Origin of the sequence: Janthinobacterium fluminis (assembly GCF_028595325.1) — a bacterium.
Taxonomy (GTDB): Bacteria; Pseudomonadota; Gammaproteobacteria; order Burkholderiales; family Burkholderiaceae_D; genus Janthinobacterium; species Janthinobacterium fluminis.
The window spans coordinates 433,725-445,876 of sequence record NZ_JAQQXR010000001.1 but is presented as its reverse complement, the minus strand read 5'-3'; the positions used below and the strand labels follow the sequence as shown (position 1 = coordinate 445,876).

Sequence of the window (12,152 nt, the reverse complement as noted above, 5' to 3'; positions counted from 1 at the left end):
CGGCTGGAAATGCGGCGGCAAGGTCAGCGCAAATTCCCGGTGTGGCCGACCGAGTAGCGGCCCGGCTGCGGCCAGACGGTCAGGCCGTGCGGCTCCTGCCCGACCTTGACCTGGGCCACCGCCCCGGTGCCCGTGTCGAAGCGGTAGACGACGTCGTCGAAGCGGCCCGACAACCACAGCGACTTGCCGTCGGCGCTGACGTTGCCCATGTCCGGACTGCCGCCGCCGGGAACCGGCCACTGCGCCACCACCTTCTCGCTGGCGAAGTCGATCACCGTCACGCCGCCTCGGCCGCGCCGCGCGCCGTGGATCTTGTGCGTGCCGCGGTTGGCCACATACAGCTGCTTGCCGTCGCGGCTGGGGTACAGGCCGTGCGCGCCCAGGCCGGTGGGGATGAAGCCGATTTCCTTGAAGGCGTCGCCGTCGACCACGTGCACGCCGTCCGCCTCCATGTCGGCGATGTAGAAGCGCTTGCCGTCCGGCGCAATGCGTATGTCCTGCGGCATGCCCTTGCTCGAACTGCAGATTTCACTGGCGCCCGGGCCGTCCGGCACCGGCGCGTCCTTCATGCGCGTGCGCGGCATCTTCAGTTTCAGGTAGCCCAGCACGCTGCGGTTGACCATGTCGATCTTGGCGACGCTGCCCTCGAACTCGCAGGTGAACAGCGCGTAGCGGCCGTCGATGGAAAAATCGGCGTGGTTGATGCCGCCGCACTGCGGCACGTCGATCGAGTACTGCAGCGCCATCGTCTGCGGCACGCGGAAGTCGAGCCGGTGCTTGGCCTCGGCGACGATGATGGCCGAGCGGCCGTCCGGCGTGAAATAGACGTTGTACGGATCGTCGACGTCGATGGCCTTGCCCGGCTTGCCCGTCTGCGGATCGATCGGCGTCACGCTGCCCTTGTTGGTGCGCTCGGCATTGTTGGCCACCCACAACGTGCGCAAGTCCCAGGACGGCACCACGTGCTGCGGCGCCTTGCCGACTTTAAACTTGTCCACCACTTTCATGCTGGCCGGATCGATCACGTAGACGTCGTTCGAGCGCAGGTTCGGCACATACACGCGCTCTAGGTCGTCCTTGACGGTCGCGCTGAGGCGGTTGGCCGCCGTTTCGCTATAAATATTGAGCGGATTGATAACGGGCGGCATGCCCGGCACCGTCACGATGGCCGCCGGCTTGGCCGGCGCCGGCGCGCCGGCGGAGGCCGCAGCGACGCTACGCAGGGCGACGACGCCGCCGGCAACGGCCAGCAGGCCCAGGGCTGCGCCTGCGCGCAAGGTTTTTGTCGATTTCAAGATCATTTCCTGTTCATGGTTGGGGCGGCGCCATGCTGGCGCTCGCGTATCAATGTGCGGATGGCGGCGACGGAGGCATCGACGATGCGCTGCACGCCGAGCTGGCCCAGTTCGGCCGTGGCGCGGCGCGGGTCGCCGTGGACGCCGTCGGCGGCGCCCGGCTTGCCGGCCCGCGCCAAGGCATCGGCGCGCACCAGCGATGTGTCGATGGCCAGCGTCAGCGCCGTGTCGGCCAGGCCGGCGTGGGTGCCGATCTCGGCGTCGCCGAAGCCGCGCCGCTTCAACTCGGCCACGTAGGCCAACTGCGTGCTCTGGTAATACTCGGGCGGCGCGTGCACGCGGCAGGCCGGGTCGGCCGCCCATTCGCGGTTCAGGCGCGCCGCCACCCTGCTGTCGTTTTGCTGGTAGCCGCCGTGGTCGCCGAGGAAGACGACGTCGCGGAAGCCGTGCTGCTTGAAGCTGCGCGCGGTCGCCTCCAGCAGCGCCTCGAAGACAGCGTCGGGGATGGAAATGGTGCCGGCGAAGCGCATGTGGCCGGCCGGCGGACGGATCGCCCCTTCCGGCACATAGGCCAGCACGGGCGCGACGACCGTGTTGCCGAGGCCGTGGGCGATCTGCCCGGCCAGCACGCGGGCGCGCACATTGTGCTTGCCCAGCGCCAGGTAGGGACCGCTCTGCTCGGTGCCGCCTATCGGCACCAGCACCGTGGTGGCGCCGGCGGCGATGCGCCCGCGCAGTTCGGACGTCGTCAAATCTTCAAGATAGACGCTGGCCGGGCCGGCCGCGGCGGCCCACACCGGCTGGGTGGCGGCGCAAGCGACGGCGCAGACAAGCAAAAACCGCCCGCGCGCAGAATGGCGCAGGCTCAAAACACCGTCAAACAGGCAGTACAATTTCATGCTGGGCAATTTAAAAGAGCGACGGTGCCCCAGTGTCCTCGCTTGAATGGCAGATTTCATTGATGTAGATCAAATGACATGCAAATGCCGCCCTGCCATATTGCCTAAGCATTACTATCACGCCCCCTCGCAGCATGGCCGCTTGCATATTAAAACCACATCAGGTATAAATAATGTGGTTTCAAATTAAAACCATTTTGGAGAAAGCGAGACATCCATGTTCCATTTCCCCTTCCCGGCCCACTACAGCGACGCACCCGGATTCCGCATGCACTACGTGGACGAAGGCGCGCGCGATGCGCGCATCGTGCTCTGCCTGCACGGCGAACCCACCTGGAGTTACCTGTTCCGCCACCTGATCGCCGCGCTGCGCCCGAACTACCGCGTGATCGCGCCCGACCACATGGGCTTCGGCAAAAGCGCGACGCCACAGGACCGCAGCTACTGGCTGCAAGACCACATCGACAATCTCGAACGGCTGGTGCTGGCACTCGATCTGCGCGACATCACGCTGGTGATGCACGACTTTGGCGGTCCGGTCGGCATGGGCCTGGCCGCGCGCCACCCGGACCGCATCCGCGCCATCATTTCCGTTAACGGTCCGACGCCGTTCGGCCAGCCGGACCTGATGGAGCGGCTCATCGCCAATGCCCAGGTATCGCCATGGTTCCAATGGATACTCAAGGCGGAAGCGCAAGGACGGCTGGAAGGCGTGCTTGCCGAATCGGGCTACAACATCCTCAGCACGCTCGCACTGAATGGCTTTGAAAACAAGAAGCTGATCACCGATGAATGGCTGCACGCCTACGCCGCACACTACGCCACGCGGGAAGATTGCGCCGGCGTGATCGGCTGGGCCAAGGGCTTCGCCACCAATGCGCACCGGTTCGAGGCGCCCGGCGAGGAAGCCAGACGCGCGATCAGCGCCAGGCCCGCAATGGCCATCTGGGGGCAAGCCGACCGCACGCTGCACGCACAGCACTTCCTGCCGCTGTTCGGCGCGCTCTTCCCGCATGCCCAACAACACCTGCTGCCCGGCGTGGGGCACTACAGCCTGGAGGACGCGCCGGACGCGATCAACACCCTCATCGCCGGCTTCCTGGCGACGGCATAAGGGCCGCGCAGGCGCCTAGGCGGCGCGCACGCGCGCGCCGCGCCGGGCGGCCGACGGCGCAACGGCTTTTTCTCCCCGCCAGCACGCCAGCACGACGGTGGCTCCCACCAGAATGATGGTGCTGGCGGCGGAAGCCTCCAGGCCAAACGCGCCGCCGGTCAACCAGTCGGGGCGGCCATGGAAGACCGGCGCATACCAGCCGTGAACGTCGGCGCCGCCGACGCCGAATCCCAGGCTTTGCTGAGCCCAGTTCCATCCCATGTGCACGCCGATCGAGGCGGCCAGCGAGCCGGTTCGGACATAGCAAATGCCGGCGATGATCGCGAAAAGAAAAATGTTCAGCATCACGAGCAGCATCATTGCCACGCTCATGCCGCCATTTAACGGGTGGCTGGCGCAGAAAATGACGGCGAATAGCAGTTGCGCGCCCAACACGCCCATGCCCCGGATCGCCCGCTGGAAGGCATAGCCGCGATAGGCCAATTCCTCCATCGCGGCGATGCCCAGCATCAAAACGGCACCCTTGAGCAGATTCGGCAAGGCGGCATGCGATGCGACGACCAGGTGATAGCCGTTGCTCATGCGCACCAGCAGCGCCACCAGCAGCAGCGCGCCGACGCCGCCGGCCAGGCCCAGGCCGAACTGCCGCCCGAAGCGCCGGTCCAGCCGGCAGCCGACGCTGGCGAGGGAGCGGCCCTCGGCGCGCAAGCACAGCCAGGTGGCGGTCAGCACGCCGACGACGAGGAAAACAATCTTGGGCGCATACATTCTTAGCTCAGGCGGCAGCGTCTTCAGAACAAGAACCGAAGGGAAGATGAGGCTGGCCGTCACGGCCAGGAAGGCGAGTATTTTCCAGCCGTTACGCAACTGATGCTGCTCATCGAAAAAGAAAATTTTCATAGGACTCCGCTCGTGGTGGTTGAAGTCTCGCGCGGCAAACGCTGAGAAGTGGAGTATATTGAAAACTTGCTTATTAGTACAAATTTTGCGATGAACTGCACATAGGCCGCGCAGTATGCAGTTTGGCGGGTACGACCAAGGCGCCATGGCGGGGCGCGGGCGGCCACGCTCAGCCGTCCGCGCGCGCTCCCCGATAGGTGGGCAAGCCGTCCGCCAGCTTGACCCAGCCGAGCTGGCTGCGGGTATAGATATGCTGCTGCGGCGGCAGTTGTTCGGGATCATCCAGGCTGCAAGTGGTGACATCGAGCTCGTCCGGGCGGCCCGCCTCCTCGAACGTCAGTTGGGTGCCGCAACGGGGACAGAAGGTGCGCGTCGCCATCGGACTGGAGTGGAAACGCGTCGCTTCGCCCTGGACGAAGCGGAACCCGGCGCGCGCCACGGTGAACCAGGCAAGGAAGGGCGCGCCGCTGGTGCCACGGCACATCGTGCAATGGCAATTCGTGCGGTGCGCGGCCGCGCCCGTCGTTTCGTAACGCAGCGCGCCGCAGAAGCATCCGCCGTGTAACATGGCATCTCCTTTCATCCTATCCAGGCATAGTACGTCGCCGGCGGAGCAAAGGGGGCGCGCGCGGGCCGGCCGGCTGCGCCAGCGCAAAAACCCATGAAAAAATGGCGGTGCAGACTCAGCCGCACCGCCATTTCAAGCCACCGTATCAGACGTCCAAGCCAGAGACGGGGAACTTAACTCATTCCTTCAGCGACTCAACCGCAAAGCTCAGCGTGACATCGTCGCCGACGTTCGGCGCGTATTTGCCGGCGTTGAACTCGGTGCGCTTGATTTTCGCCACGGCGTTCGCGCCGCAAGCGTCTTTTTTCATCATCGGATGGGGCGCGCAATGGAAGGACGTCACCGTCAGCGTCACCGGCTTGGTCACGCCCTTGATGGTCAGATTGCCGTCAACGGAGGCCAGCTTGTCGCCAACGAAGTTGAGTTTGCTCGACTGGTAGGTGATGGTCGGATACTTGGCCGTGTCGAGGAAGTCTTCGCCCTGGATGTGGCCGTTGAACAGCGCGAAACCGGTGTTGACGGATTTGGCGTCGATGACGACGTCGACGGAACCGGTCTTGGCGGCGCGGTCGAGCACGATCTTGCCCGTGGTCGAATCGAAACGGCTCAGCTGGTTCGAGAAGCCCAGGTGGTTGTATTCGAAGCGCGAGGCCGTGTGGCTGCTGTCGATGACATAGGTTTCCGGGGCGGCGACAGCGGCCATCGAGATCCCGGCGACGGCGGCAAAAGCGAGCAATTTCTTCATGGGTGAGACTCCAAGGTTAATAGTTGTATGCGTCAATTCGGGCAGTCCAGGCCGCATGGCTGGCCATGCCCGACTTGCTTGCGGTAGTGAGAACGATTATGCATGCCAAAAACCACGCTGTAAAACGCAAATTTTACGTGTTTACTATCGAAAATATCGATAATATGCCCCGGCGTCCCTCGCGCCAGACACAGCAAATATAGCATTACCCCAGATTGCATTGGCAATATAACATTAACAAAAGTAAATGAGAATGATTCTTGTTATTATCTATTCCTCTTGGTATCATGCCTTCCTTTTTCAACAGGGCAGGATGCGGTGTTTGAACGCTATTACCAGGAATTGCTGCGCTTGATGTCGCGCGCCACCGGCTGCCGCGACAAAGCGCAGGACGTGGTGCAGGAAGCGTATGCGCGGGTGCTGGCCGCCAAGCGCGGCGGCCATGCCCCGGCTCCGGACGGCAGCGAGCGGGCGCTGCTGTACGTGACGGCGCGCAACATCGTCATCGACCAGCAACGCTACCACCTGCACCGCCAGCACGAGGACATCGAACACCACGAACCGCGCGCGCCGCGCGCCGACGAACCGGAACAACGCCTGGCCGACAGACAAAACATGGACCGCTTGCTCGCCATCATAGACAATCTGCCGCCGCGCTGCCGGCAAGCGTTCGCGCTGTATAAATTCGACGGCCTGAGCCATATCGAAATCGCCGCCCAGATGGGCATCTCGGTGAACATGGTGGAAAAACACATCATCAACGGCATGGTCGCGTGCAAGAAAGCGCTGGCCGAAGGGAGCGGCGCATGACACCTTTCGGCTTGAAGCCTGTCGACCAGGCGGCGCGGGCCGCCAACATCGACATCGCGGCGGCGCAATGGCTGCTGCGGCGCGACGCCGGCCTGGGACCGGACGACCTGGCGGCACTGCAACAGTGGCTGGACGCCGACCCCGCCCACGCCCTCGCCTGGGCGCAGATGTGCGACACCGACGCGCTGCTGGCACGCCTGCCGGCCGCGCGCGTGGCCGCCTTCGACCGCAGCGGGCGCGGCCACGCCGCCCCGGCGCCGTGGCTGCGCTGGCTGCGGCGCTGCGGCGGCGCGGCGCCGCGCCGCGCGCTGACCGCCTGCGCGCTGGCGCTGTGCTGCCTGGCCGGCTCCGAGCTGCTCTACGAGCACGGCCGGCAGGCGGACTATGCGCAAACCTTCGCCACGGCCAGGGGCCAGTACGCCAGCCAGACGCTGCCCGACGGCAGCACCGTCGAACTCGACACGGGCACGGTATTGCAAGTGTCCCTGTATGACGACCGCCGCGAAGTGCGCCTGCTGCGCGGCCAGGCCATGTTTCACGTCAGCCACGACGCAAGCCGGCCCTTCCGCGTGTACGCGGAAGCGGCCAGCGTGACCGTGCTGGGCACGCGTTTTTCCGTGCGCAACGTCGGCGGCATGGTGAATGTCGCCGTGCAGCAGGGCAAGGTCGCCGTGGCGGCCCCGGGGCGCGATGCCGCCGCCGCGCCGCTGTGGGCCGGCGACGGCCTGAACCTGGCGGCGAACGGCCAGTCCACGCCCGCCAATGTGGTGCCGGCCGCCGTCGGCAGCTGGCGCGACGGCCGCGTCAATTTCGACAACGCCACGCTGGCCGAGGCGCTGGCCGAATTCGAGCGCTACGCCGACACCGGCCTCGTGCTTGGCGATCCGGCGCTCGGGCAGTTGCGCCTGAGCGGCAGTTTCGACGTCGGCAAGCCGGCCCAGTTCGCCGCCGCGCTGCCGCTGGCCCTGCCGGTGCGCCTGGTCGGCGACGGCCGCGCCCAGCGCATCCTGGCGCGCTGAGCGGGCCGGCGCCGCCGCGTCAATATATTTTCATCCCGGACGTCAGGGTAAATGAGTCTCATTCGTTTTAACTATGAGCGATACACAACGTCACCATAGGAAACAACGATGCATCCAATGATACGCCGCAGTCCCCTCCCCCTCTTGCTGGCCCTGGCCTTCGCCACGCCGCCCGCCGCGCTGGCGGCCCCGGCCGCCAGCGTCGCCTTCAGCATCGCCGCCCAGCCGCTGGGACGGGCGCTGAACGAGCTGGCGCGCCAGGCCGGCATGGTGGTGCTGGCCGACGCCAGGTTGACGGCGGGCCGCCAGAGCCCGCCGCTGCAGGGCGCCTACAGCGTCGCCGAGGCGCTGCGCCAACTGCTGGCCGGCAGCGGCCTGCGCGCCGAGGTGCGCAGCGACGGCAGCATCATCCTGACGGCGCAGCCGCAGGCGGCCGCAGGCGCCGTGCAGATCGGCACGCTCAACGTGCAGGGCCAGGCCGGCGCCGGCGCCTGGAGCGGCGACGAGGACACCGACCCGGCCGACCTGCCCTACACGCAGTCGGCCTCCTCGGCCTACATCGGCCGCGAGCACATCGAGCGCTTCCGCGGCACCTCGCCGGCCGACATGTTCAAGGGCACGGCCGGCGTGCAAGTCGGCGACAGCCGCAACAGCGGCGCCGTCGACATCAACGTGCGCGGCCTGCAGGGCCAGGGCCGGGTGCCGGTGCTGATCGACGGCAGCCTGCAATCGTCGACCGTCTACCGCGGCTATGCCGGCATCGCCGACCGCAGTTACATCGACCCGGACCTGATCAGCAGCGTGCGCATCGACAAGGGGCCGAACCTGTCGGCCCAGGGCGCCGGCGCCATCGGCGGCATGGTCAGCATGCAGACGCTGAAGCCGGAAGACATCCTGCTGCCGGGCGCGCGCAACGGCGTGCGCCTGCGCGGCGGCCTGCAAAGCGCCAGCAAGGCGCCGCCCGACGACTTCGCGGCGGCGCCGCGGCGCGACCGCAACGACCTGTTCGGCGCCCGCAGCGGCTTCGGCAGCGTCGCCGCCGCCACCAGGCAGGACAATTACGAGCTGGTGGCCGCCTACAGCCGCCGCCGCATCGGCAACTACTTCTCCGGCAACAAGGGCTTCGCCGGCTACCAGATGCCCAATGAATGGGGCGACGACGACGGCGTGACGCAGTTCTTCAAGGCCGGCGACGAGGTGCTCAACACCTCCAACACCACCACCTCGGCCCTGCTGAAAGGCGTGCTGCGCCTGCCGCGCGAGCAGACGCTGGAACTGGGCTACCGCTATTTCGACAGCGCCTTCGGCGAAGTGATGCCCTCGCAAATCTACCGCAACAGCACCGGCACCATTCCGCAATGGCTGCTGAGCCAGGTGCGCACCAGCGCCTGGACCGCGCGCTACGACTGGAAGCCGGCCGGCCAGCCGCTGATCGACCTGAAGGCCAACGTCTGGCTGACCGACATGCACAGCGCGGCCCGCAACGGCGACATTTTCCACAACCCGCTGGAGGGCAAGCCGAATCCCGGCGACCACGAATGCGCGGCCTGCGTCGAAACGCTGTACCTGGCCAAGACCCAGGCGCGCCGGCTCGGCGCGGACCTGAGCAACACCTCGCGCCTGGACACGCGCTTCGGCCCGCTCAAACTGAACTACGGCCTGTCGCTGCAGAACGAAAGCATCGGCCCCGGCGCCGGCGTGCGCGTGGTGGACGAGGACGTCAACCATAACCGCACCCAGCGCGACGGCCGGCGCCACGAGGAAAGCGCCTTCGTCGCGCTGCAGTGGCAGCCGCGCGATTGGCTCAGCGTCGACCTGGGCGGGCGCTACCAGCGCTACACGACGCGCGACCGCAACCGCATGGCCGAGCAACTGCACGACCCGCGCGGCTGGCAGTGGGTGACCCTGTACGACAAGGACGGCAACAACTTCGGCAGCGTCAAGTGGCGCCAGGACGACGCCGGCCAGTTCACGCCCGCCACCAACCCGGTGCTCAGCGGCATCGGCATGGTCGAGAACTACGGCCAGGCGCCCGTGCCGATCGACCCGTCCAGGGTCGACTCCTGGCAGCCCAACGACTACGTCTACCACGACGACATCCCCGGCGCCTTCAAGTACAGCCAGCCGATGCGGCGCAAGGACAGCGGCTTCGCGCCCTCGTTCGGCGTGACGGCGCGCGTCGCCGACGGCGTCAGCGTCTACCTGCGCGCCGTGCAGGGCTTGCGCATGCCTAGCCTGTACGAATCGACACTGGGCTTTTCCGCCACCTACTTCTCGCCGCTGAAGGCCGAGCGCAGCGACAACCGCGAAATCGGCCTGAACCTGCTCAAGGACGGCCTCTGGAGCGGCGCCGACAAGCTGCGCGTCAAGCTGGCCTACTTCGACAACACCACGCGCGGCTACATCACGCGGCGCCAGATCCCCGGCCTGCAGGTCTGGGCGCAGAACTTCTCGATGGCCAACGCGGACAGCTACAGCGTCTCCGGCTTCGAGCTGCAGTCGTCCTACGACCGCGGCGACCTGTTCGGCGACTTCTCCGGCACGCTGAACCGCAAGACCCTGATCTGCGACGCCGCCACCGCCGCCTACCTGCGCACCAAGGGCAGCTTTTTGCCGCGCATGAAGGACACGCCGGACTGCTCGCCGATCGGCTTCACCAGCGCCTATGTCAGCAACCACATCCAGCCCAAGCTGAGCATGAACGCCACGCTGGGCGCGCGCCTGCTGGCGCAACGGCTCAGCGTCGGCGCGCGCCTGACCCACGTGGGCGCGCCGCTGGCCGTCGAGGACAAGCAAGCGCAGTGGCAAAACGCCAGCGGCACCTCGGCCCAGGTGCTGACCCGCGCCTACACGCTGGTCGACCTGTTCGCCAGCTACAAGGTGGCGCCGAACGCGACGCTGGACCTGGCCGTCGACAACTTGAGCGACCGCTACTATCTCGATCCGCTGACCCTCAGCCTGATGCCCGGACCGGGCCGCACCATGCGCCTGTCACTCGGCGTAAAATTCTAACCAACCGCAAAAGGAAACACATGAACGCAGTAAGCGAAATGACCCGCAGCCAACGCCTGAAAGCGAAAACCGTCGCCACCCACGAAAAGCTCGACCACAGCATCATGGCCAGCGCGCCCTTCTCCACCAAGGAGAACTACGCCCGCTTCCTGCAGGCCCAGTACAGCTTCCTGCGCGACGTCGACGCGCTGTACGACCACGCCGAACTGGCCGCGCTGCTGCCGGCGCTGGACGAGCGGCGCCGCTACGCCCGCATCGCCGCCGACCTGGCCGACCTGCACAGCCCGCTGCCGGAGGCCGGCCCGGAAGCGCCGCTGACGGCCGACCTGGATCTGCCGACGGCGCTGGGCTGGCTGTACGTCAGCGAAGGCTCGAAGCTGGGCGGCGCCGTCCTCTACAAGCTGGCCGGCAAGCTGGGCCTGGACGAGCAGTTCGGCGCCCGCCACCTGGCCGGCCACGCGGACGGCCCGGCGCGCCACTGGCGCGAATTCACGACGGCCCTCGACAGCGTGCCGCTCGACGCCGAGCAGGAAGCGCGCGTCGTCGCCGGCGCCGAAGCGGCGTTCAACCGCATGCACGGCCACGTCGGCCGCGCGTTCTGATGGCCCAGCCGGTGCCATTGCGGAAGGCGGACGCGTCCGGCAAGGCGCCGGCGGGGCGCCTGCTGCGCTGGGGCTACACGGCGCTGGGCGTGCTGATGGTCGCGCTCGGCGTGATCGGCGCGCTGCTGCCGGTGATGCCGACGACGATCTTCCTGATCCTCGCGCTGGCCTGCTTCAGCCGCGCCTCGCCGCAACTGGAACACTGGCTGCTGAACCACCCGCGCTTCGGCGCGCCGCTGCGCCAGTGGCGCGAACACCGCGCCGTCTCGCGGCGCGGCAAGCGCATGGCCTGCTTCGGCATGGCGCTCGGCTTCGCGCTGATGTGCGCCGGCCGGCCGCCGTGGTGGGTGGTCCTGCTGGTGGCCGTGGTGGAACTGGCGGTGCTCGCCTACCTGCTGCGCCGCCCCGAGGGGCCGCTCGACGCCGCCGCGCCGGCGGCCGCCGCGCCGCGCCTCGGCGTCCGGCCGCTGATCGCCGGCATCGTCATCGCCGCCCACGGCGCCCTGCTTGCTTGGGCGCTGTACGGCCACGCGGCGACGCTGCACGTCGTCGCCGCCGAGCCGCTGGCGGCGCAGGCGCCATTACTGATGTACGTGCCGGCGGCGGCGCCGCCGGCACCGCTGGAGCTGCAACAGGCCGAACGCGTCAGCGCGGCCGCCGCGCCCGCGCCCGAGCGCGCGCGGCGCGAGACGCCGCCGTTGCCGCAGGCCGCGGCGCCGAAGATGGCAGCGGCGCCGCTGCCGCCGCTCGCCGAGGCGCCGCCCGCCGGCGCGCCGGCGCCGGCCATGCCGCGCGCGGCGGCGCCGGCCGACACGGCCTCCGTCGCGGCGGCACCGCCCGCGCCGGCGTTGCCGCCGGCGCCGCAGGAAGTACGCAGCGGCAGCAATAGCTGGGAGGGCAAGGTACTGGCGCGCATGGAGCGCTTCCGCCGCTATCCGGCGGCGGCGCGGGCGCGCGGCGAGGAAGGCATCGTGACGCTGCGCTGCCGCGTCGACCGCGAAGGCCGGGTGCTGGCGGCGGCCGTCGAGCACAGCTCCGGCCACCCGGCGCTCGACCAGGCGGCGCTGGACACGCTGCAGCGCGCCGCGCCGCTGCCGCGCATCCCCGACGAGCGCCCCGAACAGCTCGAACTGTCGATACCGGTACAGTTCCGCGTCCGCCAGCCCGGGGTCTGACCCCGGCCTCCTG

Annotated in this window: 11 protein-coding genes; 6 read left to right on the top strand and 5 right to left on the bottom strand. The window is 67.8% G+C overall.

The window, feature by feature from the left end:
• Positions 1–23: 23 nt before the first annotated feature.
• Both OIK44_RS02105 and OIK44_RS02100 read right to left on the bottom strand, forming a co-directional pair.
• Positions 24–1,295 carry a YncE family protein gene (locus OIK44_RS02105; protein WP_420213806.1) on the bottom strand — a complete coding sequence of 424 codons (1,272 nt, stop codon included), beginning with the start codon at positions 1,293–1,295 and terminating at the stop codon, positions 24–26.
• A gap of 2 nt (positions 1,296–1,297) precedes the next feature.
• The gene (locus OIK44_RS02100) at positions 1,298–2,131 is read right to left on the bottom strand and encodes a creatininase family protein (protein WP_273669002.1); all 834 of its coding nucleotides are present in this window, start codon (positions 2,129–2,131) and stop codon (positions 1,298–1,300) included.
• A gap of 331 nt (positions 2,132–2,462) precedes the next feature.
• On the opposite strand from OIK44_RS02100, the gene OIK44_RS02095 reads away from it, so the two are divergent.
• Positions 2,463–3,308, top strand: a complete 846-nt coding sequence (locus OIK44_RS02095; protein ID WP_273669001.1) for an alpha/beta fold hydrolase — start codon at positions 2,463–2,465, stop codon at positions 3,306–3,308.
• Between the two features lie 15 nt (positions 3,309–3,323).
• On the opposite strand, the gene OIK44_RS02090 is transcribed toward OIK44_RS02095, so the two are convergent.
• From OIK44_RS02090 to OIK44_RS02080, 3 genes are all read right to left on the bottom strand, one after another.
• Positions 3,324–4,208, bottom strand: coding sequence for a CPBP family intramembrane glutamic endopeptidase (locus OIK44_RS02090; protein ID WP_273669000.1), 885 nt, complete (start codon positions 4,206–4,208; stop codon positions 3,324–3,326).
• Between the two features lie 169 nt (positions 4,209–4,377).
• A complete protein-coding gene (locus OIK44_RS02085) occupies positions 4,378–4,776 on the bottom strand; it encodes a GFA family protein (protein WP_273668999.1) in 399 nt (132 codons plus the stop codon).
• A 178-nt stretch (positions 4,777–4,954) separates the two neighbouring features.
• On the bottom strand, positions 4,955–5,521 hold the full coding sequence (locus OIK44_RS02080) for a YceI family protein (protein ID WP_273668997.1): 567 nt from the start codon (positions 5,519–5,521) through the stop codon (positions 4,955–4,957).
• Positions 5,522–5,839: 318 nt separating this feature from the next.
• On the opposite strand from OIK44_RS02080, the gene OIK44_RS02075 reads away from it, so the two are divergent.
• The 5 genes from OIK44_RS02075 (at position 5,840) to OIK44_RS25650 (ending at position 12,139) form a co-directional block, all read left to right on the top strand.
• Positions 5,840–6,331: an RNA polymerase sigma factor gene (locus tag OIK44_RS02075; protein WP_273668996.1), complete on the top strand. Its 492-nt coding sequence runs from the start codon at positions 5,840–5,842 to the stop codon at positions 6,329–6,331.
• The gene (locus OIK44_RS02070) at positions 6,328–7,350 is read left to right on the top strand and encodes a FecR family protein (RefSeq protein ID WP_273668995.1); all 1,023 of its coding nucleotides are present in this window, start codon (positions 6,328–6,330) and stop codon (positions 7,348–7,350) included. The genes OIK44_RS02075 and OIK44_RS02070 overlap by 4 nt, the downstream gene beginning before the upstream one ends.
• A gap of 108 nt (positions 7,351–7,458) precedes the next feature.
• Complete coding sequence (locus tag OIK44_RS02065) at positions 7,459–10,362, top strand: TonB-dependent receptor (protein ID WP_273668994.1); 2,904 nt, start codon at positions 7,459–7,461, stop codon at positions 10,360–10,362.
• 20 nt (positions 10,363–10,382) lie between these two features.
• On the top strand, positions 10,383–10,964 hold the full coding sequence (locus OIK44_RS02060) for a biliverdin-producing heme oxygenase (protein ID WP_273668992.1): 582 nt from the start codon (positions 10,383–10,385) through the stop codon (positions 10,962–10,964).
• 11 nt (positions 10,965–10,975) lie between these two features.
• Positions 10,976–12,139, top strand: a complete 1,164-nt coding sequence (locus OIK44_RS25650) for a TonB family protein (RefSeq protein WP_337587189.1) — start codon at positions 10,976–10,978, stop codon at positions 12,137–12,139.
• The last annotated feature ends 13 nt before the right edge of the window (positions 12,140–12,152 follow it).